Below are 22,041 nucleotides of genomic sequence, written 5' to 3' on the forward strand. Positions count from 1 at the left end.
CCGGCTATGCCCTGCACGCGCGCGTTTTGCGCGGTGCACCGTATAGACCGGCCCGGGGGGCGGCGACAAGCTTAACCGGCGAAGGCGGTGAATCGCGCTCCGCCGGACGGCGCGAGGCGTTCGTTCCAGGACTGCCGCTTGCGGTAGATCGTGGACGGCGAGATCTCGAGCGCCGCCGCCGCCTTGGCGATGTTCCCGTCGAAGGCGGCGAGCGCATCCTCGATGATGCGCCGCTCCTGCGCCCACAGCGGTTCGATCTCGACCGGGCGGGTGCGGATCGCGGACGAGGAGGGCGCCGGCATCGGGTCGAGCCGCGAGGACAGCCCTTCGCCGAGCAGGAAGGCGGGCAGCATGTCGGCGGTGAGCGCCTCGCCGTCGTGCATCACCACCGCCTGACGCAGGCTGTTTTCCAGCTGGCGGACGTTGCCCGGCCAGTCGTAGGTGAGCAGTTTCTCGCCGGCGCAGCCCGCGATGCCGGAGAAGGCACGTCCCTCCTCGCGCGCGAAGCGCTCCAGAAAGATCCGCGCCATCGGCAGGATGTCCTCGCGCCGGTCGCGCAGCGCCGGCAGGCGGATCGGCAGCACGTGCAGCCGGTAGAACAGATCCTCGCGGAACCGGCCGGCGGCGATCTCCGCCTGCGGGTCGCGGTTGGTGGCGCAGACGATGCGCACGTTGACGCGGCGCTGGGTCGTGTCGCCGATGCGCTGCACCGTGCCGGTCTGCACGAAGCGCAGGAGCTTGGATTGCAGGGCGAGGTCCATCTCGCCGATCTCGTCGAGAAACAGCGTGCCCCCGTCGGCGGCCTCGGCCGCACCCGCGCGGGCGTCCGTGGCACCGGTGAAGGCGCCGCGCACATGGCCGAAGATCTCGCTTTCCATCAGATCGGCGGGAATGGCCGCGCAATTGATCGCGATGAAGGGTTTGTCGGCGCGCGTCGAGCGGGCGTGGATGGCCTGGGCGCACAGTTCCTTGCCGCTGCCGGACTCGCCGGTCACGAAGACGGGCGCGGCGGAGGGGGCGATCCGGCAGATCTGGTCGTAGACGTCGCGCATGCGCGCCGATCCGCCGACGAAGCCCTCGAACACATAGGCCTCGACCGGGGCTTCGACGGGGGCCTCGCCGGCCGGCGTGCGGCCTGCGGCGCTTCGGCCCGCCGCCGCCCGCCGCTTGGCGTCGGTGCGCGCGCTTTGCACCAGGAAGCGGTCGATCTTCTCCGCCACCGTCGCCGGATCCACGGGAAGCGAGATCACGTCGTGGGCGCCGGCTTCCATCGCCGCGAGGCTGCGGGTGAGCGATGCGCCGTTGCTCACCGCCATCAGCAGCGCCTGCGGATGCGCGGCCGCCAGACGCGACAGATAGCCATCCTCCGCCAGCGCCTCGAGGTCGACGATCATCACGTCCGGCTGCGACTGCGTGTTGGCGGCATAGAACGGTTCGAAACTGTGAAAGGCCATCGGCGCGGCGCAAGGATGGTCCATTGCGTCGATGACAGATCCCGCGAGGTTGCGCGTCGTGCCGTCGCCGTCGAGAACGGCGAGCCGAATGTGCCCCTCAGCGCCATGCATGGATTCCATGCCGTGGCGACCCCCTTTTCCTGCATGCCGGCAAATCGGCATCGAATTGATTTGCCGTTGGATTCTGCGAGCACATGGTAAACAAACGGTTTCCATTGAAAACCGGGGCTGTTTCCGCCTTTCCGGTCTTTTGCGAATAGGGTCGGCCGGCGGGCGGTGATAGGCTCCCTCCGCCGTTGCGGTATCGCGACGGTGCCGTGCAACCCGCGAGAGCGTTCCCGCCAGCGCTCCCAAGCGCACCCGCGAAAGCGTCAGACTCCATGAAACGGTTTTTCCTGCTTGTCGTGATCCTGGGCCTTCTTGCCGCAGGCGCGGGCGCGGCCTGGTGGTGGACGGACCGGCCGGCGGTCGTGGAGGTGGTGACGCCGCGCAGCGGATCGGCCGCCGATGTGGTCTATGCGACCGGCGTCGTGGAGCCGGTGCGCTGGGCCAAGGTGACGAGCCTGCTGCGCGAACGCATCGTCGAACTGTGCGCCTGCGAGGGCCGGGAAGTGACGCGCGGCACGGTGCTCGGCCGGCTCGACGCCTCCGACGCCCGCGCCACGCTCGCCGAGCTGGAAGCCCGCGCGCGCCTGTCGAAGCAGCAGATGGAGCGGGCCGCCGGGCTGCTCGACCGGCGCGTCGTGTCCCAGCAGGCCTTCGATCAGGCGGAAAACGATCATTCGCGCAATGTCGCGCTGGTCGCCGCGCAGACCGCGCGCCTCACCGACTATGAATTGCGCGCGCCCATGGACGGCATGGTCCTGCGTCGCGACGGCGAGGTCGGCGAGGTGGCCGAACCCGGGTCGGTTCTCTTCTGGGTGGGACAGCCCCGGCCGCTGCAGGTGATCGCCGACGTCAACGAGGAAGACATCCCGCTCGTCGCACCGGGGCAGGCGGTGGTGGTGCGCGCCGATGCCTTTCCCGATCAGACCTTTGACGCGGTGGTCGACCGCATCACGCCGAAGGGCGACCCGGTGCTCAAGACCTATCGGGTGTATCTGACCTTTCCGCAGGAACCGCCGCTAATGATCGGCATGACCACCGACGTCAACATCGTCGTGCGCGTCGTGGAGGAAACCATGCTGGTGCCGCTCGCCGCGCTCGACGGTGACCGCGTGCTGGTGCTGGAGGACGACGGCCGCCTGGCCGAGCGCGCGGTCACGGTCGGCATTCGCGGGGTCGCGGATGTGGAGATCCTGGACGGGCTGACGAGGGAGGACCGGGTCGTCGCCCTGTGGCAGGAGGGACTTGCGCCCGGCCGGCGCGCCGTGGCGTCAGAACGGGGGGCGTCAGACCGGGGGGCGTCCGGCGGGGAGGCCGCCCGATGAGCCGGCCGTCGCGCGCCGGGACGCGGAGCCTGTGCGGGGGGCGGCCGTGTCGCTGACCTTCGCCATCGCGATGACCCATGTCGCCGGACGGCTGCGCCAGAGCGTGGTCTCCGTGCTCGGCGTCATGCTGGGCGTCGGGTTTTCCATCGCCATGGCGGCCCTGATGGAAGGCTCGCAGCGCGATTTCATCGAGACGCTGGTCGATGCCATTCCCCATGTCGAGGTGACCGACGACCGGCGCGCGCCCGACCCGCCGCCGTCCGCCGCGCGCTTCGATGCGGTCAATGTGATCGGCGCGCGCCCCGACGACGACACCCGCGGCCTGCGCAATCCGGTGCGTCTCGAGGCGATGCTGGAAAGTTGGCTGCCGGGCCATATGGCCGCCTCGCTGTCGGGGCAGGCGGTGTTGCGCTACGGCGGCAAGGACGTGGCGGTGGCGCTCACCGGCGTCGATCCGGCGGCGCATCTGAAGGTCTCGACCATCGGCGAGGACATGCTGACCGGGGATTTCACGGATCTGGCCGCCGATCTCAACGGCATCGTCATCGGCGACGGCGCGGCATCCAAGCTCGGCGCGGCGGTCGGCGACACCGTGGCCGCCTCCACCGCCGGAGGCAGCGTGCGGCGGCTGAAGATCGTCGGACTGTTCCACACCGGCGTGACCCAGGCCGACGAGGGCACCGGTTATGTCGTGCTCAAGACGGCGCAGGTGCTGTTCAGCCGGCCCAATGCGATCAACCGCCTGTCGATCCGCCTCGACGACGTCAACGCCGCGCGGGACGTCGCCGCCCGCGTCGAGCGCATGACCGGGTACCGCGCGACCTCCTGGCAGGAAGCCAACGAGAGCCTGATGGAGGTGCTGATGGTGCGCAACATCATCATGTACACCGTCGTCGGCGCGATCCTGCTGGTCGCCGGTTTCGGCATCTTCACCATCGTCTCGACCATCGTGCACGAGAAGGTCCGCGACATCGCCATTCTCAAGTCGCTGGGCTTCGAACAGGCCGACATCCGCCGCGTCTTTCTCGCCGAAGGGCTGCTGATCGGGGTGCTCGGCTCGATCCTCGGGTCCGGGCTCGGCTATGTGCTGTGTCTGGTGCTCGGCTCGCTGGAGTTCGATGTACAGACGAATGTCGAGTTCACGCGGCTGCCGCTCCACTACAGCGTCGTGCATTACGCCATCGCCTGCGGCTTCGCCCTGTTCGCGGCGGGGATCGCCGGCTACATGCCGGCCCGCCGCGCGGCGCAGCTCAATCCGGTCGACATCATCCGGGGGGCCTCATGAGCCCGATCTCGGCGGCCGAACAGGCGCACGGGCGCCCGCGCGACGCGGCCGCACCCGTGCTGATCGAGGCCCGCGCGCTGACCCGCATCCTGCCCGGTCCGGTTCCGGTCACCCTCGTGCATGATGTCGATCTGGCCATCGGCGCAGGCGAATTCGTCGCCATCACCGGACCGTCCGGCTCCGGCAAATCGTCGCTGCTCTATCTGCTGGGCCTGCTCGACAGCCCCAGCGACGGCGAGGTGCTGATCGAGGGCAAGCCGACGCATCTGCTGTCGGAAAGCGCGCGCGCCTGGATCCGTCTGTCCAAGCTCGGCTTCGTGTTTCAGTTCCATTTCCTGCTGCCGGAGTTTTCGGTGATCGACAACATTACCATCCCGATGCGCAAGCTCGGCCGGCTGACGCGGCCGGAAATGCGCGCGCGCGCGCTCGAACTGCTCGACGACCTCGGCCTTGCCGATCACGCGCACAAGCATCCGATCCAGCTCTCCGGCGGGCAGCGCCAGCGGGTCGCGGTCGCCCGCGCGCTGGCCAACGAGCCGCCGGTGATCCTCGCCGACGAGCCGACCGGCAGTCTCGACACCAAATCCTCGGAGCAGGTGTTCCAGACGCTGCGCCGCCTGGTCGACGATCACGGCAAGACGGTCGTCGCGGTCACGCACGATCTGCATCTCGCCGCGCGCATGGACCGCCGCCTGCATCTGGTCGACGGCATGCTCGACGTGCCGGAGGACGATGCCCGCGGGCCTTGACGCTTGCCCGGGATCAGGCCTGCGGCACGTCGTAGCCCGCCGCCTCGATCGCCGCGACGATCTCCGCGCGCGGGCGCGCCGTCTCGATCCGCGCGGTGCCGCTGGCGAGGTCGACCTGCGTCCGCGCCGCCGGGTCCGTTGTCGCGATGGCCTTTTCCACCGCCTTGACGCAGCCGCCACAGGCAAGGCCGTCGATCCGCACTTCGATCATGGGTGTGTCTCCTGAAACGGGAACAGGGAACGCTACCTGCGAAGCTGGGCCTTCCGGCAAGGGGAAGGTCAAGCTCGCGAAACTCCGGACGCGCGGCGAGGGGGCCACGTGTGCGGATCCCGGCACGAAGCGTGCCATGCGGGTGGAGACTCGGAAGAATCGCCTTATTCAGGCAGTATTGGGAACACGGTGATTCGGCTGGGGCCGACGGACAAGCATGGCACGCGCGACGACCATCTTCATATTCCTGTGCATGGGCGTGATCGCGGCCTCGGTGGCCACGATCATGATGTTCCAGTTCGCGCGGCCCTTCGGCGAGGCGCTGTCGCTGGCGCTCGCGCTTCTGTGCACGATGATCGTGGTGCATCTGGTGTTCACCCGGCAGCGCGAGCGCGGCGAGGTCAGCGCCAGGGTGGCCGAACTCGAGGAGCGGGTGCTCGAGGTCGACGAGGACATCGGCAATCTCGAGGGTCGCATGACCGGCATGGAGACCAATCTGCCCCGCCGCACGCGCGAGGAGATCGATCCGCTCTTCGCCGAGGTCGAGGTGCTCGGCAGCCTGATCAAGCAGATGGCCGAGGCCATGGCCGGCATGGAAGACCGGATCGACGATCAGGATCGCAAGCTGCTCGAGCGCCCCGCGCCCGAGCGCATCGGCCAGTATCAGGAGGCGCCGCGGGCGATCGGCTACGAGCGCCAGCCGGTGGCGCATGCGGACGCCTATCCGCAAGGCGAGCCGGAGCGGGCGGCGCCCTATCCGGGCGAGCGGGGGCAGTCCGAACGGGGACATCCCGAGCGGGCCCATCCCGAGCGGGCCCATCCCGAGCGGGGAAGAGGTGGCGCCGAGGCCGGGCTTCGGGCGCCCATGCCGCCGAGCCCGCCGCGTCCCGCGCCGCCGGATCCGGCCCTGCGCGAGACCATCCGCGACGCGCTCGACCACAATCGGGTGGACCTCTTCCTGCAGCCGCTGGTGACCCTGCCCAACCGGCAGGTGCGCTTTTATGAGGCGCTGACGCGCATCCGCGACGCCAATGACGTCTATCTGGAGCCGGTCGACTTCATCGACGAGGCGGAACGAGCCCGCATGATGCCGGCGATCGACAACCTGATGCTGTTCCGCGCGATCCAGGTGCTGCGCCGGCTGACGAGCCGCAACCGGCGCTCCGGCCTCTTCGTCAACCTGTCGGCGCAGACGCTGGTCGACGAACGCTTCTTCCCCGGCTTTCTGGATTTCCTGCGCACCAACGAGGGCTTCGACGATCAGCTGATCTTCGAGTTCTCGCAGCGCGACGTCGCCGAGATGGGCGCTCTGGAGCTGGAAAGCCTGGCGGCGCTCGCCGACCTCGGTTTCCGCTTCTCGATGGACCGGGTGACCGATCTCAAGAGCGACTTCAAGACGCTGTCGGAGCGCGGCTTCCGCTACATGAAGCTCCATGCCTCACGTCTGATCGGCAACGAGCGCATGCCCGACAGCCACATCCACCCGGACGATCTCGGCGATCTCCTGCGCCGCTTCGCGATCGAACTCATCGTCGATCACATCGAGACGGAAGCGCAGGTGCTCGAGGTTCTCGATCTGGAGGTGCGCTTCGGCCAGGGCTATCTGTTCTCGCCGCCGCGCCCGGTGCGCCCGGAAGTCCTGAAGGGCCAGCCGCCCCGAACGATGCGCCGCGCCGCCGAATGATCCGCGTTTACGCAGGACGGTGACGAAAAAGAAGGGCCGCCCGAGGCGGCCCAGCATCCTGTTTCCGATCTTTGATCTCCGGGATCCCCGGCTTGAGGATCCGAAGCGCAAGGCGCCTCAGCTCGACCCGCCGCCGACCGTCACGACCACCGGCTCCACGTCCTTGAGGAGCCGCGCCGCCACGCGGCGGATGTCGTCGAGCGTCACCGCCTCGATCAGATCGTTGCGCTTGTCGATATAGTCGATGCCGAGCTCTTCCATCTGGATGCCGAGAAGCTGGCTGGCGATCTTGCCCGAGGTGTCGAAGCGCAGGGCATAGGAGCCGGTGAGGAACGCCTTGGCCTTGGCCAGTTCCTCCGCGCTCGGCCCCTCGTCCGCCATGCGGGCGATCTGCTGGTCGATGATCGCCAGCGACTCCTCGGCCCGATCGGAGCGCGTGCCGGTCGCCGCCATCAGCATGCCGGAATGATCGTAGGGCACCAGGTAGGAGCCGACCGAATAGGCAAGCCCGCGCTTTTCCCGCACTTCCTCGTAGAGCCAGGACGAGAATGCCCCGCCGCCGAGGATGTGGTTCATCACGAAGCCCGGGATGAAGTCGGGATCGTCGCGCTGAAGGCCGGGATAGCCGAGGCGGATCGCGGTCTGCGGCACGTCGAGCGTGACCGCCTCGCGCAGGCCGGTCAGCGGCGTCACATCGGCCACCGGCACGAGGTCGGCCGTCTCCGGAAGCGCGGCGAAAGTCTCTTCCAGCAGGGCCGTGAGCCGCTCGGCGTCGATCGCGCCGACCACCGAGACGGTCAGCGTGTCGCGCGCCAACATCCGGCCGTGCAGGGCGCGCAGGTCGTCGGGCGACAGCGCGGCGACGCTCTCCTCGGTGCCCGCGGAGGGGCGGCCGTACGGATGGTCGGGAAAGGCGAGTTCCGCCCAGGTGCGCCCGGCGATGGCATCGGGATCCTTGGCCTCGCGGCGCAGCCCGGCGACGATCTGCCGCTTCATGCGCTCCACGGCATCCGCGTCGAAGCGGGGCTCCGTCACCGCGAGGCGCAGCATGTCGAAGGCCTCGTCGAGATTGGGCGTCAGCGTGCGCAGCGAGCCGTAGAAGGCATCGCGTCCCGCGTCGAAGCCGATCCGCACGGCCAGGTCCTGAAGCCGGGCCTGATAGGCCTGGGAGTCCAGATCGCCGGCGCCCTCGTCAAGCGTGGCGGACAGCAGGTTGGCGAGCCCCGCCTTGTCCTGCGGGTCCTGCGTGGACCCGCCGTCGAAGGCGAAATTCATCGCCACGATGGGAACGGTGTGATCCTCGACGAGCCAGGCGGTGAGGCCCGAGGGGGTCGTCACCTCCTGGATCTCAACTGCCCGGACGGGCGCGGGTGCGAGCAGCAGCGCCAGCGAGGCAAACGCGGCGGCGAGAACGAGCGGCAGGCGCGAACGCGTGACGTCGCGGCGGGCGGCGAACGAGATCCCCATGCTGGATGTCTCCTTGAGCATGTCGGTCTGAAAGGGCAAGGGCGCGCTTACTGTGTGCGGGTGGCCTGATCCGCGTCGGCCTGGCCGCGCAGATAGGCGGTCACCGGCCGGGCGGCGAGGAAGGCCTCGGCGGCGGCGCGCACATCCTCCGCCGTCACGGCGGCGATCCTGGCCGGCCAGTCGCGCACGTCCTCGACATTCGAGCCGGTGGTCAGGGCGACCCCGAACATGCGCGCCAGGCTCGACTGGCTGTCCTGCGCGTAAAGCGCGGACGACAGCAGCCCGGTCTTGGCGCGCTCCAGCTCGGCCTCTGTGACGCCCTCGGCGATCAGCGTTTCGATGACCCCCTGCGTGGCCTCGGCCACGTCTTCCAGCGCCGTTCCGTCGCTCGGCACGGCGTAGACGAGGAAGCGGCTGTCGTCGAGGGCGCTCGACTGGTACCAGCCGCCGGCGGAGGCGGCGATGCCCTGATCGACGACCAGCGCCCGGTAGAGCCGGCTGGTGGGCCCGCCGCCGAGGATCTCGGACAGCAGGTCGAGGGCCGCCGCCGTGTTGCCCTCGGCGGTCGTGTAGCTCGGCACCACCCAGGCCTTGCGCAGGTTCGGCTGGTTCACGCGCGGATCGGCGTAGTCGATTTCCAGCGTGCCCGGCACGCGCTGGGGCCGGGGCCGCTGGCGTTCGCCCGGTTCCGCGCGCCGCGCGACCTTGCCGTAGGTCTCCTCGGCGAGCCGGCGCACCTCGTCGGCGCTCACGTCGCCGGCCACGATCAGGATCGCGTTGTTCGGCGTGTAGAAGCGATCGTAGAAGGCGATCGCATCGTCCTTGGTCAGGCTGGAGATCTCGTCGGGCCAGCCGATCACGGGCGTGCCGTAGGGATGATTGACGTAGAGCACGGCGTCGAGCGTCTCGCCGAGCATGGCGCTCGGGTCGTTGTCGACGCGGCTGCGCCGTTCCTCCAGGATCACGTCGCGCTCCGGCAGGACCACCGCGTCGCTGAGGATCAGGTTTTCCATCCGGTCCGCCTCGAGTGCCATCATCTCGCCGAGGTGTTCCTTGGCGACGCGCTGGAAGTAGGCGGTGTAATCGTTGGAGGTGAAGGCGTTTTCCTGCCCGCCGATCTCCGCGATCCGCTTGGAGAAGGCCCCGTCCGGATTGTTCGTCGTGCCCTTGAACATCAGGTGTTCGAGGAAATGCGCGATGCCCGACATGCCTTCCGGCTCGTCGGCCGCGCCGACCTTGTACCAGATCATGTGGGTGACAACCGGCGCGCGATTGTCGGGGATCACCAGCACCTCAAGCCCGTTGTCGAGCGTGAAACTCGACAGCTCGCCGCCGATCCGGATCTCGGCGAAGGCGGCCGCGTCGGCGGCCTGCAGCGGTCCCTGCGCCTGCACGCCGGCGAGCGGGGCACCGACAAGCGCGAGCGCCAGGCCGAGCGGAGCGAGACGGCGGAGCAGCGGCCGGCGAAACGTGGGGGAAGCGGATTGCGGCGAAGCGGACTGCGGCACGGGGCACCTCCGGTAACGGGATTGGCGAGGCCCGGATCGGACGCCCGCCACGAACGCACGCTCAAGGAGACGCAGGACCCTGAACGAGAACGGGAGCGCATGCGGCGGGCGGGGCCGCGTCGACCGTGCCGCCGCCCTGATGCAAGCGCGTCAGCCTCAGATATAGGAAGCCGGGGCCGAAAGGCGCGTGAAATTTTCGTAAGGTCATCCCTCGACAGGCCGGCCGTCCCGACGTCGGCCGTCACAAGGTCATCGGTGTGATCGTCATCTGTGTCATCGGTCGCGAGGCGGGGCGATCTGGTCGCGCGCCGTCGCGGCCACCAGGGTGTCGGCGCGCCCCGTCCGGCCGGGCGCTTGGCGCGGCACGGCGGCAGACAGGGGCATGCTCTGGCGGCACAAGGCCCGGACATCTGACCGGGCCCCGGGCCGCGGAATGTCCGTATCCGTTACTGGACCGTGCGCGCCGAACGTCCGTTCATGATCTGCTCGGTGGCGCTGATCTCGGGTCGCCGGTCCACGCGGTCCGGGGCGACGATGGGGGCATCGGCCGAGGGGGTCGAAAACTCGACCGGCGGTTCGATCAGGTAGCGGCGCACCGGCGTGCCGTCGGCGGTGAAGGCCGAGGCCGTCTTTGCCGCGCCGACGCGCTTGTTGAGGTCGGCCGGGTTCATCCGGCCGTTCTCGAGACGGTTCTCGTTGCGGATCTCGTTCTGGATGTCGCGCTCGCGGCCGCTTGTCGCAAGCTGCTGGATGCCGCGCGACTGGACCGTGGTGCTGCGTCCGTCGCCGTCGAGTTCGGCGGAGCCGCGGCCGGTGTTGCGATAGACTTCCTGGATGCGGGCGATCTCCGCATCCTTGTTGGACGCCGGCCAGTTGGCGACCGTTTCCGGCTCTTCGGGAGGCGGCAGGGCATCGGCCCGGGCCGGCATGGCCAGCGGCGCACGGGGCTTGTATTCGATCTTCGCCTCGCTGCGGCCGTCGACGGCGCCCAGCCCCTCCATCAGGCCGCGCACCAGCGCCGCGTCGGGCGCCTCGTCGATGTCGCTGCCGTCGTTGAAGCCGTCGGATCCGGTCTGGCAGCCGGCCAGGAGCAGGGCGCCGAAGACGGCGGCCAGCACGGGCCCGGTTGTCCGGCGGGACGGGCGGTCGATGGTCAGGCGGATCGGCACGGCGGCGGTCCTTGCTCGGGGCCGGCGGAGGCCGCACCCGTTGTCGGGCGCGCACCGGCGCATGTCACAAACGCGGCGGATCGGCACGGTCGCACACGATGCCTTCGGAGGTTTCCATGTCCGGACATCGTCTGGCGCCCCGGGTCGACGCCTCGATGTGGCGCACCCCGATCCTGCCCCGCTACACAAAGGGCGGTATTGCGGCATCATTAGGGCCGCTTGCGGAAACTGTCATACAGCAGCAGCGCGACGCCGGCAACGATCCACACATCGGCGAGGTTGAAGACGTACCAGGAGAAGTCGCCGACGTGAAAATGAAAGAAGTCGGCGACCGCCCCGTAGACGACACGGTCGATGCCGTTGCCAAGCGCCCCGGCGAGCACGAGGCCGAAGGCGATGGCGGTGAGGCGATGGGGGCTCGCCGCGCCCCACACCCAGAACACCGTGCTGATCACCAGGGTGACGGCGACCAGAAGCCAGCGGCCAAGATCGCCGTCCTGCTGGAACAGCCCGTAGGACACGCCGTAGTTCCACACCATCACCAGATCGAAGAACGGCGTCAGCGCGACCCGGCCGCGCGCGGCGATGTCGTAGCCGAAGAGCATCCACAGCTTGAAGCCCTGGTCGAGCGCCATGCCGAGAAGGGCGAGGATCAGGATGTCGCGGCTGCGCGGCCCCCACAGGCGGGCGCCCCAGAGGCGTGGACCGGTCATTGAGGCTCCTTGTTTGCGGTCGATGTCTGCGGTCGATGTCAGGGGTATTCCTTGGTGGTCGAAACGGGTTCCGCGGTCAGTCCGGCGGCCCGACGCGCGCCGCGCGGGCGGCAAGCTCGGCCCGGCTCAGCCGGTGTTCGCGATGCGCGATATAGATGCCGCTTCCCACGATCAGGGCAATGCCGACCCAGGTCGGTCCGTCGGGAAAGTCGCCGAAGACGAGATAGCCGAACAGCGTGGCGCTGACGATCTCCAGATAGTTGAAGGGCGCGAGCACCGAGGCGGGCGCGGCGGCGAAGGCCTTGACGATGAGCCCGTGCGCGAAGAAGGAGATGCCGCCGACAATGGCCAGCAGGCCCCAGGCCGGCAGGTTGGGCATCAGGGGCCGCGCGTCCTCCACCCCGGCGAGCGTGCCGGCGAGCGACAGGCCGCCGAGCAGCAGCACGCCGCCGAGCCCCGCGGTGAACTGCACGCTCAGCATCGAGCCCTCGCCCGACAGGCGCCGCGTGGTCACCAGATAGAGCGCGAACAGGAAGGCGGCGGCGAGCGGCAGCAGCGCCGTGGCGCCGAAGGCGGCGAAACCCGGACGGATGATTATCATCGCGCCGACCAGGCCGACGGCGACCGCCGTCCAGCGGCGCGGACCGACGGATTCGCGCAGCAGCACGGCCGAGAGCACCGTGAGGATCATCGGCTCGACGAAGAAGATGGCGATGGCGTCGGCCACCGGCATGGTCTTGAGCGCGGTGAAGAAACACGCGGCCGCGCCGGACAGGAAGAAGCCGCGCAGCAGATGCGGCCACAGCCGGGGTGCCTTGAGCGCGGCGAGCCCGGGGCCGATCGCCGCCGTGAGCCAGGCGAAGACCATCTGGAACCCGAACCGACCGAGCGCGATCTGCAGCGGCGGCAGCGTGTCGGTGAGATATTTGGCGACCGTGTCCATCATCGGCACGAGCAGCATGGCGCAGCTCATCAGCCCGATGCCGCGCATCACGGAAGCGCTCGGGGCGCCGACCGGAAGGGACGTGGTCATGAGGCCGGAAAACCGTTGAGCGCCAGATCGACCGGCCCGAGCGGCACGAGGCTCGCCAGCGCCGCGCGGGCCTCCGCGCTGTCGCGGTCCATCTGCGCGATCAAGGCCTCGGCGCTGTCGAAGCGGGCCTCGCCGCGAATATAGGCGGCGAGCATCACCCGGATCGTTGTGCCGTAGAGATCGCCGGCGAAATCGAACAGATGCACCTCGAAAAGCGGCGCGCCATTGTCGAAGGTCGGCCGCCGACCATGGCTGGCCACGCCGTCATGCCAGACCCCGTCGACCTCGACGCGCACGGCGTAGATTCCGTGCGCCAGATCGGTTTCCGGAGCGAGTGCCAGATTGGCGGTCGGATAGCCGAGATCGCGCCCGCGCTTGTCGCCGTGGCGCACCTCGGCTTCCACCGACCAGCGGTATCCCAGAAGCGCGTTGGCGAGCGCCACGTCGCCGTCGGCGAGGGCCGCGCGGATGCGGCTGGAGGAAATCGCCTCCGCGCCCTCGTCGGTCTCGGCGGCGACGATGGTCACGCCGAAGCCGTCGGCCTCGCCGGCCTCGCGCAGGAAGTCCGGCGTGCCGCGCCGGGCGCGGCCGAAGTGGAAGTCGTAGCCGGTGACCGCGTGAACGATGCCGAGACGGTCCTGCAGGATCCGGTCGACGAAGGCTTCCGCCTCGATCCCGGCGAAGTCGCGCGTGAAGGGCACCGACAACAGCCCGTCGAGCCCGGTCGCGGCGATCACGCGGGCCTTCTGCGCCGGCGGGGTCAGGCGGAAGACCGGTTTGTCGGGATTGAACACCGAGCGCGGATGCGGCTCGAAGGTCATGGCGAAGGCCGGCACGCCGCGCGCCCGCGCCGCCTCCAGCGCGGTTTCCAGAACGCGCCGGTGACCGCGATGCACGCCGTCGAAATTGCCGATGGCGACGACGCCGCCGGACAACTCCGGCGGAAAGCGATCGAGATCGTCGACGGCGAGGAAACCAGCGGAAAGGGAATCGGTCATGCGGTACGGGCCAGCTGCCGGCCGGCGGCCGGAGGAAACGGGGACGTCCGGCCAAACCCGCCGCACGACGCCGCAGGGGAGCCGCGCCGGGTCGAAAGGCCGCGACAGCGGCGAGACCCTGCCCATTCCGCCGAAAAAGGTCAAGCCGCGCGCATGGCGTGCGTCATCCGCGCGGGTCGCCGGCCTCCATCTCGGCGCGCGAGGGCACCTTCACCATGGCCTCGCCCTCAAGCACCACGGTGTCGTCCACCGCGCAACTGCAGGCGAGCCGGGCGCGATGGCCCTTCTCCAGGAGTTCGGCGACGGTGACCGTCACCGTGACGTCGTCGCCGATTCGCACCGGCGCGCGGAAATTGAGCGTCTGCGAGAGATAGATCGCGCCGGGGCCGGGAAGGCGGGTTCCCAGCACCGCGGAAATCAGGCTGGCGGTGTAGAGCCCATGCGCGATGCGCGTGCGAAACGGCGTGCGCGCGGCGAAATGCTCGGACAGGTGGATCGGATTCCGGTCGCCAGACACTTCGGCGAAACCGATGACATCCGAAGAACTTACGGTCTTGACCAGGCTTTCGCTCTGCCCGACCGCGAGGTCTTCGAAGTAGAGTGTCTGAAGCGTTAGCATGAACCGGATCCTTTCGATTTCGGTGACGGACGGGCATCGGACACAAGGCTAGGAGCCGGGGCCGTCCCGTGCAATTGAGCTTTCGGCGATGCGACCTTGCGTACATTAACGGAGTTTTCAGGCCCGCATGACTACTGTTGGCCAGCGTGGGGAGGCGGGGACACCCGGTGTGTCTTCCTCCTGAAGAACAGAAAGCATCAAACGCCCGTTCAAACGGGTCGGGCAGATTGACAGTATGGAGTAGACAATGGCCCTTGATGTTCAGATGCCGGTCCTCGTGGTGGACGATTACAAGACCATGATCCGCATCATTCGCAATCTGCTGAAGCAGCTGGGCTTCGAGGATATCGACGATGCGGCGGACGGGACCGAAGCGCTGGAGAAGATGAAGCAGCGCCGCTACGGTCTGGTCATCTCCGACTGGAACATGGAGCCGATGACCGGCTACGAGCTGCTCAAGCAGGTGCGGGCCGACTCCGGTCTCTGCAAGACGCCGTTCATCATGGTCACCGCCGAATCCAAGACCGAGAACGTGATCGCGGCCAAGAAGGCCGGCGTGAACAACTACATCGTCAAGCCGTTCAACGCGCAGACGCTGAAGGGCAAGATCGAGGCCGTCTTCGCCGACTGACCGGCGACACGGCCGCGACGCGCCCCTCGCAGCACCGGCGGACCCGCCGCCGGTGGCGGGAGCGGTGCGCGCCGCGCGACACCAGGGTCCGACATGCCCCCATCGCGGGCTCCCCGGGCAGGGGGAGCGCTTGCCGGCAGATGTCGTGCCCGTCGCCGATGGCCCATGACCGATGGGCCATTGCGCGGATGGAACGCAGACGGGATCTCGCACCCCTGCACCGCTGTGCCGTGCCGGTGCCACGGGGAAGCGGTAGCCCGCCCGCGTGTTCGGAACCAAAGAAGCCAGAACAAAAGAAGAAGGTGTGGTATGGGCGCTCTGAAGAAGGAAGACGTGGCCGGGCTGATCGCGTTTCTGGAAGACAATCGCGATCGCGACGGCGATGTCACCCTCAATGACGTGATTCATCTCGCCGAGATGATGACCGGCTCCATGCGGGACTTTCTCGCGGCCGTGCAGCCGACCGTCACCGCCGAGCTGAAGGCGATTGCCGACGAGATCTCGCGGCTCAAGGTCGAGATCGTGCACCTGCGCCCCCACGACATGACGAACAACCAGATCCCGGAAGCCGGAAAGGAGCTCGACGCCATCGTCGAGGCAACCGAATCCGCGACCCACACGATCATGGAAGCCGCGGAAACGATCATGGGCGCGGACGACATGTCGCCCGAGGCCTATCGCGAGATGGTCAACGACAAGATGATCGGCGTGTTCGAGGCCTGTGCCTTCCAGGACATCACCGGACAGCGCATTTCCAAGGTCGTCGGCACGCTCAACGCCATCGACCGGCGCGTGACGAGTTTCGTCGAGCGCCTGCGGATCTGCGAGAGCGAGGACGCGCCGGTGGAGGAGACCGAGGCGGAGCGGCGCAAGCGCGATCTCATCCTGCACGGCCCCCAGCACAAGGGCGAGGGCGTGTCGCAGAGCCAGGTCGACGACATGATGGCCGAAAGCGCGCAGGACGACATCGACAAGCTTTTCGGGTAATCCCGCCGGGCGGGCCCCGCGTGGCGCGCCCGTGCCCCTTGCCCGCGATCTTCCGGCGTCCGTCAAGAGACGCCCGTTGCCTGGCCCGCGCCCCCGCGAGTGGCCGGAAACTCAAGAAAGGCCGAGCCCTGCCGGGTTCGGCCTTTTCTTCTTTTCGATGGCAGGGCGCGGCCGGCGGCGCGGGGGCCTACCACACGAGCTTCGGCAGGGCGGCGGTGGCGGCGAGGCCGTCTTCCGCGAGCCGGCGGCGGATCAGCGTCTCGTCGGGGGCATCCGCCGGGCCGAAGTCCGCGCCGTGAATGCCGCCGGTGATGAACAGGACGTCGAGTTCGTTGGCGACCGCGCCGCGAATGTCCGTCGGCAGACCGTCGCCGATCGCCAGCACCGCCTCGCGCGCCACCGGCGCGCCGGTCAGTTCCGCGAGCCGCTCCATTGCCGCCTTGTAGATCGGCGGATGCGGCTTGCCCTGGATCGTCACCCGCCCGCCGAGATCCTCGTAGAGCCGCGCCAGCGCCCCGGCGCACCAGATCAGCGTGCTGCCGCGTTCCACCACGATGTCGGGATTGGCGCAGAGGAACGGCAGGTCGCGCGCCACCAGCCGCTCCAGCAGCGGGCGATAGTCCTCCGGCGTCTCGCGCTCGTCGTCGAGCAGCCCGGTGCAGACCACCTGCCGCGCCGCCGTCTCGTCGGCCAGCGTGACGTCGAGATCGGCGAACAGCGTGCGGTCGCGTTCGGGCCCGATGTGCAGGATCGGCGCCTCGCGATGGGCGAGGATCTCGGCGCGGGTGACGTCGCCTGAGGTGACCACCGCGTCGAAGGCGTCGTCCGGCACGCCGAGCCGGGCCAGCTGCTCCAGGATCGGCGGCGAGGGGCGCGGCGCATTGGTGATCAGGACCACCGGCGCGCCCGTTTCGCGGCGAAAGCGCTGCAACGCCGCGCAGGCGGCCGGAAAGGCGGCGACGCCGTTGTGCAGCACGCCCCACACATCGCACAGGATGGCGCGATATCGCGGGGCGAGGGCCGCAAGGCCGGGAACGAGAAGCGGAGCGGGTGTGGACATGGCGGTCTCGTAAAGGGGCGAGGGGAACGGGCGCGGTGACGATCTGATAGACTCGGCGGGCGAGAATCGCCACACCGCAGGGCGCGACGATGGCGAGTGCGCGCGGACCATAGTGGATCCGCCCGCGCGTTGGAACCGCATCCGCTGCCGCCCGCCGGCCGGCAGGGGGGCGGCGGGCGTTTCACGGCGGCGGGGATTGGAAGCGGCAAGGACAGGTCTGCAGATGACGATCCGGCAACTGAGCGACCATGCGATCAACCAGATCGCCGCCGGCGAGGTGATCGAACGCCCGGCGAGCGTGGTTAAGGAGCTTGTCGAGAACGCGCTCGACGCGGGCGCGGGCCGCATCGCGGTGGCGACCGCCGCCGGCGGCAAGACGCTGATCCGCGTCGACGACGACGGCTCCGGCATGGCGGCCGACGATCTGCCGCGCGCGGTCGAGCGCCACTGCACCTCGAAGCTCTCCGAGGACGACCTCTTCGACATTCGCAGTCTCGGCTTTCGCGGCGAGGCGCTGCCCTCCATCGGCGCGGTGGCGCGGCTCCGGCTCACCTCGCGCCATGCCGCAGAGGATCACGCCTGGACGATCGCGGTCGAGGGCGGACGCGGCGGCCCGCCCGAACCGGCGAGCCGGCCGGTGGGCACGCGCGTCGAGGTGCGCGATCTCTTCTTCGCCACGCCCGCCCGGCTGAAGTTCCTGAAGTCCGACCGGGCGGAAGGGGCGGCGATCACCGACGTGGTCAAGCGGCTGGCGCTTGCCCATCCGCATGTGCGCTTCGAGCTGTCGGGCAGCGACCGGCAGACGACCACCTATGCGGCGGCGAGCGGCGACACCGCGCTTGAAGCGCGCATCGCCCAGGTGATGGGCACGGAGTTCGTCGACAACGCCTGCCCGGTGGACGCGACGCGTGAAGGCGTGCGGCTTTTCGGCCTCGCCGGCCTGCCGACCTTCCATCGCGCCAACACGCTGTCGCAGTTCTTCTTCGTCAACGGTCGTCCGGTGCGCGACAAGCTGCTGATGTCGGCGCTGCGCGGTGCCTATGCCGATCTGCTGGCCCGCGACCGGCATCCGGTCGTCGCGCTGTTTCTCGAGCTCGACCCGCGCCAGGTGGACGTCAACGTCCATCCGGCCAAGGCCGACGTGCGCTTTCGCGACGGCCAGCTGGTGCGCGGTCTGGTGGTCGGCGCGCTGAAGCAGGTCTTCGCCGAGGCCGGCCATCTCGCCTCCTCGCACAACGCCACCTCCGCGCTGGCGGCCTTCGCGGTCGGCGCCGGGGCAGGCGGCCAGGCGATGGGTGGCCACGCAACTGGCGGATACGGCGCGCGGCCCGCGCCGGGGCGACCCGGTGTCGCGCCCTACGGAGGCGGCGACTGGCGGGTCTCCGCCTGGCGGCCGATGGACGAGGCCGGGCCGGGCGCGGCTGCACCGGGCACGGCTTTCGACGCGGGCTTCGCCGAGGGCGGGCAGAGCGTGCTGGCCGAGGCAAGCCGGCCCTCGGCCGATGCGCGCGCGCATGAGGAGGAGGCGGGCGAGGCGCGCATCGCGCTGCCGCTCGGCGCGGCCCGGGCGCAGGTGCACGAAACCTATGTGATCGCGCAGACGCGGGACGGGCTCGTGATCGTCGACCAGCACGCCGCGCATGAGCGCCTGGTCTACGAACGGCTGAAGGCGGCGCTCGCCACGCGGTCGGTCGCGCGTCAGGGGCTCCTGATCCCGGAGATCGTCGAACTGCCGGAAGAGGACGTCCAGCGGCTGGCGGAGCGGGCGGAGGATCTGGAGGCGGTGGGACTGGTGCTCGAGCCCTTCGGCCCCGGCGCCATCGCGGTGCGCGAAACCCCGGCGATGCTCGGCCAGATCGACATTCGCGGACTGGTCCGGGATCTCGCGGACGACCTCGCCGAATGGGACAAGACGACGCGCGTGCGCGAGCGGCTCGACCATGTGGCGGCGACGATGGCCTGTCACGGCTCGGTGCGCGCCGGCCGCCGCCTGCGCCCGGCGGAAATGGACCAGCTTCTGCGCGACATGGAGGCAACCCCCAACTCGGGCCAGTGCAACCACGGCCGGCCGACCTGGATCGAGCTGAAACTCTCCGACATCGAGCGGCTGTTCGGCCGCAAGTGAGGCGCGAACCGCGCCGCGCAGTCCGGGGGTATCGTCACGAAACCGTCGTCGCCGATATGCGATGAGACGGTCTGGCCGCGCGCCGGGTCCGCTGCCGCGGCGCGTGCAACAAGGCACCCCATCGATGCGGATCCTCGTCTGGGCGGCGGCGTCCGTCCTGATCGTTCTCGGTCTTCTGACCGTCCTGCTGCCGCTGCCGACCGGCGTCCCGCTGCTGGCGCTGGGCTTCGTCCTCATTCTGGCGACAAGCCGGGCGGCCACGCGCTGGCTGCGCGGCCATCGCCGCCACCGCGCGCGGCTCGATCATGCCTTCACCTGGCTGGAAACCAGGGCGCCGAAGGGCGTGGCCAATGTGCTCCGGCGCACGCGCCCGCGCCGCAAGCCGCGACTGCCCGGGCCGGAGCTGCCGCCTCGTCCGAGCGGGGAGCCGGGCTCCTAGGACGCGGCGGGCGTCGCGCGCAGGATGAGGATCTGGCTGTCGCCGACGGTGCGCGTGTCGAGCCGCTCGAAGGTGTCGTCCAGCGCGATCTCGGCGCGGGCGTCTTCTTCCAGCACGATCAGCGCGCCCGGCGCGAGCCAGCCGCCGGCATGGGCGGCGGCAAGGGCGCGCTCACCCAGTCCCTTGCGATAGGGCGGATCGGCGAAGACCAGATCGAAGGGGGCGATGGTGCCGGCCGGCCCCAGCCGGGTCGCATCGCGGCGGAAGATTTTTGTCGCGCCGGTCAGCCCCAGCGCCTCGACATTGGTGCGGATCGCGCCGCGTGCGGCCGTGCCTTCCTCCACGAAAAGGCACGACGCGGCGCCCCGGCTGAGCGCCTCGAGGCCGAGCGCGCCGCTGCCGGCGAAAAGATCGAGCACCCGGGTGCCGTCGAGGCTTTCGGGATGGGCGTGGGTGAGCACGTTGAAGATCGTCTCGCGCAGCCGGTCGCTCGTCGGACGCGTCGCGTCGCCGCGCGGGGCGGTCAGCGCGGTGCCCTTGAAGCGGCCGGCGACGATCCTCACCGGGCGCCTCCGCCGCGCGGGCCTTTACCGCCGCCGCGCGGACCCTGGCCGCCACCGCGCGGACCCTTTGGACCCGCGCTGCGCGGACCATTGGGGCCTGCGCCGCGTGGACCCTTCGGGCCTGCGGGCCCTCTGGGACCACCGCCACGCGGTCCCTTGTCGTCGAAGCCGCGGCCGGGGCCGCGCGCGCCCGCCTCGCGTTCCCGCTTGCCGGGGCGCGGCGTGTCGTCGCGTGCCGGGCCGCGGCCGAACGGCCGGTCGCCGTCGCGCTGCGGACGCCCGCCCTCGCGGCGCGGGGCGGCGTCGCGATCCCGTCCACCCTGGCCACTTCGCGCAGGCCCGCCTCGGGCCGGACCGCCGCGCGCCGGCGGACCGCCGCGTCCCTTGCCGGCATCTTCCGGCGGTGGGGCGCGGTCTTCCACGAGCGAGCCGTCCTCGTCCCAGATCCGGCGCTTGCGGCCGAGCGGAGCCTCGTCCTGCGGGCGCGGCTTCATGTCGGAGGTGAAGCGGAAGCGCGAGCGCGGCGAGATATAGGCCGGCTTGTCCTCAGGCGTCTTGCCGCCGCGTCCCGGTTTGCCGGCCGCCGGGGCCGCGCCGCGCCTGGGCTTGTCGCCCCGCTTTTCGGAGCGTTTGGTCAGCGTGTCGCGCGCTTCGCGGGCACTGACGTAGTGCCCGCCGCCCTTCGCGGGCCGGGCCTGCGGGCGGGCGGGCTTGGCGGCCGGGGTCTCCGGCTCGAGCGGCGTGTGCAGCGGCGCGTCGAAATCGACGCCGGCCTCGTCGGCGAGACGGTCGCCGAGCTGGTCGCGCAACACCCGGCCACGGATCTCGCGCACCTCGCCGACCGCCAGATCGGCGAGCTGGAAGGGGCCGAAGGAGATCCGGATCAGCCGGTTGACCGACAGGCCCAGATGCTCGAGCACGCGCTTGATCTCGCGGTTCTTGCCTTCCCTGAGCGCGATGGTCAGCCAGATGTTGTCGCCCTGCTCCTTGTCGATGGCCGCCTCGATCGCTCCGTAGAGCACGCCGTCGATGGCGATGCCGTCGGCCAGCGCGTCGAGCTCTGCTTGCGTGACCTTGCCGTAGGCGCGCACGCGGTAGCGGCGCAGCCAGCCGGTGGCGGGCAGTTCCAGCACGCGCGACAGGCCGCCGTCGTTGGTCAGCAGCAAGAGGCCTTCGGTGTTGATGTCGAGCCGGCCGATGGTGACGACGCGCGGCAGGGCCGGCGGCAGCCGGTCGAAGACGGTCGGGCGGCCTTCCGGGTCGTGGTTGGTGGTCACCAGACCGCGCGGCTTGTGGTAGAGCCACAGCCGGGTGCGCTCGCGCTCGGGCAGGTCCGTGCCGTCGACCGTGACCGTATCAGCGGGCGTGACGGTGACCGCCGGCGTCGTCAGCACGGTGCCGTTGACGGCAACGCGCCCGGCGATGATCCAGCTTTCGGCGGTGCGCCGCGAGCACAGTCCGGCGCGCGCGATGACCTTGGCGACGCGCTCGCTCTCGCCCTCGCGCGCCTGCAGCGGCTGCGCGGCGGGCGTGGGGCGCTTTGCCGGGCGGTCGGCCGCGCTCCGGTCCCTGGCCGTGCCTTTGCCCGGCCCCCGCGCGGGCCCCTGGCCAGCGCCTTTGCCCTGTCCCTTGCCGGGGCGGCCCGGATCGGTTCGGCCGCGTCCCTTGCCGGCGCCGTCGGCGCCCTTGGCGGCGGCATAGGGCTTTGCGCCGGGGCCGGGCTTCGGCCCGCGCCGCGGCTTGTCGCTTTTTCCGGGCGCGCCGGCGGGCGGGCGAGGGCTTTTGCCGCGCGGCGTCGGGGCGTCTCCCGCGCGCGGGCGCGACGGCCGTTTCGGTCGATTGTCCTTGGTCATGGCGCGCGTCATATCAGAGCGGCGGGACCCGGGGAAGCGGACTTTTACGCCACGCGGCGCGTC

20 protein-coding genes are annotated in these 22,041 nt (G+C 70.0%); 8 read left to right on the plus strand and 12 right to left on the minus strand.

Features of this window, described 5'->3' with window-relative positions; all coding sequences use genetic code 11:
• Positions 1-71: 71 nt before the first annotated feature.
• Positions 72-1,574, minus strand: coding sequence for a sigma-54 dependent transcriptional regulator (locus ABL312_RS01460; protein WP_349359600.1), 1,503 nt, complete (start codon positions 1,572-1,574; stop codon positions 72-74).
• 260 nt (positions 1,575-1,834) lie between these two features.
• Here ABL312_RS01460 and ABL312_RS01465 point away from each other — a divergent pair, with 260 nt between their 5' ends.
• From ABL312_RS01465 to ABL312_RS01475, 3 genes are read left to right on the plus strand one after another with little or no spacing between them, the layout of a single operon-like run.
• Positions 1,835-2,884 (plus strand): efflux RND transporter periplasmic adaptor subunit, encoded by a 1,050-nt coding sequence (locus tag ABL312_RS01465; RefSeq protein ID WP_349359601.1) that lies wholly within the window; start codon positions 1,835-1,837, stop codon positions 2,882-2,884.
• 46 nt (positions 2,885-2,930) lie between these two features.
• Positions 2,931-4,169: an ABC transporter permease gene (locus ABL312_RS01470; protein WP_349359602.1), complete on the plus strand. Its 1,239-nt coding sequence runs from the start codon at positions 2,931-2,933 to the stop codon at positions 4,167-4,169.
• Complete coding sequence (locus ABL312_RS01475) at positions 4,166-4,918, plus strand: ABC transporter ATP-binding protein (RefSeq protein ID WP_349359603.1); 753 nt, start codon at positions 4,166-4,168, stop codon at positions 4,916-4,918. The genes ABL312_RS01470 and ABL312_RS01475 overlap by 4 nt, the downstream gene beginning before the upstream one ends.
• Positions 4,919-4,931: 13 nt before the next feature.
• Here the strand turns inward: ABL312_RS01475 and ABL312_RS01480 are convergent, their stop codons facing one another.
• Positions 4,932-5,129 (minus strand): heavy-metal-associated domain-containing protein, encoded by a 198-nt coding sequence (locus tag ABL312_RS01480; protein WP_349359605.1) that lies wholly within the window; start codon positions 5,127-5,129, stop codon positions 4,932-4,934.
• A 217-nt stretch (positions 5,130-5,346) separates the two neighbouring features.
• Here ABL312_RS01480 and ABL312_RS01485 point away from each other — a divergent pair, with 217 nt between their 5' ends.
• The gene (locus ABL312_RS01485) at positions 5,347-6,813 is read left to right on the plus strand and encodes an EAL domain-containing protein (RefSeq protein WP_349359606.1); all 1,467 of its coding nucleotides are present in this window, start codon (positions 5,347-5,349) and stop codon (positions 6,811-6,813) included.
• A 117-nt stretch (positions 6,814-6,930) separates the two neighbouring features.
• On the opposite strand, the gene ABL312_RS01490 is transcribed toward ABL312_RS01485, so the two are convergent.
• The 7 genes from ABL312_RS01490 to ABL312_RS01520 all read right to left on the minus strand — a co-directional run bounded on the left by ABL312_RS01490 (position 6,931) and on the right by ABL312_RS01520 (position 14,320).
• The gene (locus tag ABL312_RS01490) at positions 6,931-8,280 is read right to left on the minus strand and encodes a pitrilysin family protein (RefSeq protein ID WP_349359607.1); all 1,350 of its coding nucleotides are present in this window, start codon (positions 8,278-8,280) and stop codon (positions 6,931-6,933) included.
• A gap of 47 nt (positions 8,281-8,327) precedes the next feature.
• Entirely contained in the window at positions 8,328-9,788 is a 1,461-nt protein-coding gene (locus ABL312_RS01495) for a pitrilysin family protein (protein ID WP_349359608.1), read from the minus strand.
• A 446-nt stretch (positions 9,789-10,234) separates the two neighbouring features.
• Positions 10,235-10,957 (minus strand): hypothetical protein, encoded by a 723-nt coding sequence (locus tag ABL312_RS01500; protein ID WP_349359609.1) that lies wholly within the window; start codon positions 10,955-10,957, stop codon positions 10,235-10,237.
• Positions 10,958-11,166: 209 nt separating this feature from the next.
• A complete protein-coding gene (gene lspA, locus ABL312_RS01505) occupies positions 11,167-11,670 on the minus strand; it encodes a signal peptidase II (RefSeq protein ID WP_374730165.1) in 504 nt (167 codons plus the stop codon).
• 76 nt (positions 11,671-11,746) lie between these two features.
• A complete protein-coding gene (locus tag ABL312_RS01510) occupies positions 11,747-12,703 on the minus strand; it encodes a DMT family transporter (protein WP_349359610.1) in 957 nt (318 codons plus the stop codon).
• Positions 12,700-13,701: a bifunctional riboflavin kinase/FAD synthetase gene (locus ABL312_RS01515; RefSeq protein WP_349359611.1), complete on the minus strand. Its 1,002-nt coding sequence runs from the start codon at positions 13,699-13,701 to the stop codon at positions 12,700-12,702. The genes ABL312_RS01510 and ABL312_RS01515 overlap by 4 nt, the downstream gene beginning before the upstream one ends.
• Before the next feature lie 163 nt (positions 13,702-13,864).
• Complete coding sequence (locus ABL312_RS01520) at positions 13,865-14,320, minus strand: MaoC family dehydratase (RefSeq protein ID WP_349359612.1); 456 nt, start codon at positions 14,318-14,320, stop codon at positions 13,865-13,867.
• A 247-nt stretch (positions 14,321-14,567) separates the two neighbouring features.
• Between ABL312_RS01520 and ABL312_RS01525 the strand changes: the two genes are divergently transcribed.
• Together ABL312_RS01525 and ABL312_RS01530 are read left to right on the plus strand one after the other, a co-directional pair.
• Complete coding sequence (locus ABL312_RS01525; protein WP_349359613.1) at positions 14,568-14,951, plus strand: response regulator; 384 nt, start codon at positions 14,568-14,570, stop codon at positions 14,949-14,951.
• 309 nt (positions 14,952-15,260) lie between these two features.
• Positions 15,261-15,938, plus strand: coding sequence for a protein phosphatase CheZ (locus ABL312_RS01530; protein WP_349359614.1), 678 nt, complete (start codon positions 15,261-15,263; stop codon positions 15,936-15,938).
• Between the two features lie 187 nt (positions 15,939-16,125).
• On the opposite strand, the gene ABL312_RS01535 is transcribed toward ABL312_RS01530, so the two are convergent.
• Positions 16,126-16,998: a TIGR01459 family HAD-type hydrolase gene (locus ABL312_RS01535; RefSeq protein WP_349359615.1), complete on the minus strand. Its 873-nt coding sequence runs from the start codon at positions 16,996-16,998 to the stop codon at positions 16,126-16,128.
• A 223-nt stretch (positions 16,999-17,221) separates the two neighbouring features.
• Between ABL312_RS01535 and mutL the strand changes: the two genes are divergently transcribed.
• Both mutL and ABL312_RS01545 read left to right on the plus strand, forming a co-directional pair.
• On the plus strand, positions 17,222-19,123 hold the full coding sequence (mutL, locus tag ABL312_RS01540; RefSeq protein WP_349359616.1) for a DNA mismatch repair endonuclease MutL: 1,902 nt from the start codon (positions 17,222-17,224) through the stop codon (positions 19,121-19,123).
• Between the two features lie 124 nt (positions 19,124-19,247).
• On the plus strand, positions 19,248-19,562 hold the full coding sequence (locus ABL312_RS01545) for a hypothetical protein (protein ID WP_349359617.1): 315 nt from the start codon (positions 19,248-19,250) through the stop codon (positions 19,560-19,562).
• Here the strand turns inward: ABL312_RS01545 and rsmD are convergent.
• Both rsmD and ABL312_RS01555 read right to left on the minus strand, forming a co-directional pair.
• A complete protein-coding gene (gene rsmD, locus ABL312_RS01550) occupies positions 19,559-20,125 on the minus strand; it encodes a 16S rRNA (guanine(966)-N(2))-methyltransferase RsmD (protein ID WP_349359618.1) in 567 nt (188 codons plus the stop codon). The genes ABL312_RS01545 and rsmD overlap by 4 nt on opposite strands.
• Entirely contained in the window at positions 20,122-21,978 is a 1,857-nt protein-coding gene (locus ABL312_RS01555) for a pseudouridine synthase (RefSeq protein WP_349359619.1), read from the minus strand. The genes rsmD and ABL312_RS01555 overlap by 4 nt, the downstream gene beginning before the upstream one ends.
• Positions 21,979-22,041: the final 63 nt, after the last annotated feature.

It is taken from the genome of Stappia sp., from assembly GCF_040110915.1.
Classification (GTDB): Bacteria; Pseudomonadota; Alphaproteobacteria; order Rhizobiales; family Stappiaceae; genus Stappia.

Coding starts and splice junctions, on each gene's coding strand:
- ABL312_RS01460 (WP_349359600.1), bottom strand. CDS start 1,574: ATGGAATCCATGCATGGCGCTGAGGGGCACATTCGGCTCGCCGTTCTC.
- ABL312_RS01465 (WP_349359601.1), top strand. CDS start 1,835: ATGAAACGGTTTTTCCTGCTTGTCGTGATCCTGGGCCTTCTTGCCGCA.
- ABL312_RS01475 (WP_349359603.1), top strand. CDS start 4,166: ATGAGCCCGATCTCGGCGGCCGAACAGGCGCACGGGCGCCCGCGCGAC.
- ABL312_RS01480 (WP_349359605.1), bottom strand. CDS start 5,129: ATGATCGAAGTGCGGATCGACGGCCTTGCCTGTGGCGGCTGCGTCAAG.
- ABL312_RS01485 (WP_349359606.1), top strand. CDS start 5,347: ATGGCACGCGCGACGACCATCTTCATATTCCTGTGCATGGGCGTGATC.
- ABL312_RS01490 (WP_349359607.1), bottom strand. CDS start 8,280: ATGGGGATCTCGTTCGCCGCCCGCCGCGACGTCACGCGTTCGCGCCTG.
- lspA (WP_374730165.1), bottom strand. CDS start 11,670: ATGACCGGTCCACGCCTCTGGGGCGCCCGCCTGTGGGGGCCGCGCAGC.
- ABL312_RS01510 (WP_349359610.1), bottom strand. CDS start 12,703: ATGACCACGTCCCTTCCGGTCGGCGCCCCGAGCGCTTCCGTGATGCGC.
- ABL312_RS01515 (WP_349359611.1), bottom strand. CDS start 13,701: ATGACCGATTCCCTTTCCGCTGGTTTCCTCGCCGTCGACGATCTCGAT.
- ABL312_RS01520 (WP_349359612.1), bottom strand. CDS start 14,320: ATGCTAACGCTTCAGACACTCTACTTCGAAGACCTCGCGGTCGGGCAG.
- ABL312_RS01525 (WP_349359613.1), top strand. CDS start 14,568: ATGGCCCTTGATGTTCAGATGCCGGTCCTCGTGGTGGACGATTACAAG.
- ABL312_RS01530 (WP_349359614.1), top strand. CDS start 15,261: ATGGGCGCTCTGAAGAAGGAAGACGTGGCCGGGCTGATCGCGTTTCTG.
- ABL312_RS01535 (WP_349359615.1), bottom strand. CDS start 16,998: ATGTCCACACCCGCTCCGCTTCTCGTTCCCGGCCTTGCGGCCCTCGCC.
- mutL (WP_349359616.1), top strand. CDS start 17,222: ATGACGATCCGGCAACTGAGCGACCATGCGATCAACCAGATCGCCGCC.
- ABL312_RS01545 (WP_349359617.1), top strand. CDS start 19,248: ATGCGGATCCTCGTCTGGGCGGCGGCGTCCGTCCTGATCGTTCTCGGT.
- ABL312_RS01555 (WP_349359619.1), bottom strand. CDS start 21,978: ATGACCAAGGACAATCGACCGAAACGGCCGTCGCGCCCGCGCGCGGGA.